Origin of the sequence: Vibrio sp. 10N.222.55.C6, assembly GCF_041473395.1 — a bacterium.
Classification (GTDB): Bacteria; Pseudomonadota; Gammaproteobacteria; order Enterobacterales; family Vibrionaceae; genus Vibrio; species Vibrio crassostreae_C.
Genome location: NZ_JBFRSD010000215.1, coordinates 1 through 872 on the forward strand (window position 1 = coordinate 1; position 872 = coordinate 872).

The window sequence follows — 872 nt, forward strand, 5'->3', positions numbered from 1 at the left end:
TATTAAGTCTCAAACCGATATATGTGCCATCAAAGTTGAGCTTTTGTTCATTAATGATGTTTCCTTGAGACACCAATTTTGCGGAGCCACTACCTAACATAAACCACCCGAATGATGAAACAAGCTGCTCTAACACATAAAGCCCAAAACCTGAGTTATCATAAACATTGTCGGTATCAGCAATCTTTGTAGTGCTTGATATGCCAGGCTTAATCGCCATTCTTAGTGCAGATAGTTCAGAATCAATCATAAATGATCGTTCTAATGAAGAGGATATACCAACTCCTTCATCAATGACTGCGACTTCCACTCTACCATCCGCCCAACGTTGTCCACACAAATAACACTCTTCAGCTGTTGAATGCTCAAATACATTGCGAACAATTTCTCTCAAAGCGTAGTGATAGAGTTTATTTTCTTCATTGTAACTTTTTGTTCCTGATAGCAAATTAGCAAAGCGTCTTGTTTGAGAGATAATTTCATCGTACCACTCTTGAACATCTTGAGTTGTGGAGTCAAACGATGGCTTATATATTTTGGTTATAGGCAAATACGTCATTGAGCCAAGAGCTTGTCCCACATTATTCCCTTCACCCATACCAATGAACTGAAAAAAGCCTAAATGACGTAAATAACAATGAACATTCTTGTTACTGTCATGACCTTTCTTTTTAGTAATTAAACCTAATTCACGTCTGTATTTGATCCACGCTCTCATTTTTGAGCCAGCAATTAACATCCCACTAGGGTAAGAAAAATTCAATGTTGAGCAATCTATACAAACCTCCGGTTCATTTAGGCTTTGTTCAAGTTGGTAAAAAAATTCATACAAGGTGTCTCGTCCAAGCTGGCTCGGAAAATAAATAGTCTTC

1 protein-coding gene is annotated in these 872 nt (G+C 37.6%); it reads right to left on the reverse strand.

The annotated features are described in order from the left end of the window. Nucleotides 1-872 (reverse strand): hypothetical protein (locus AB4486_RS23310; RefSeq protein WP_372118914.1); only part of this gene is annotated, 872 nt, incomplete at both ends.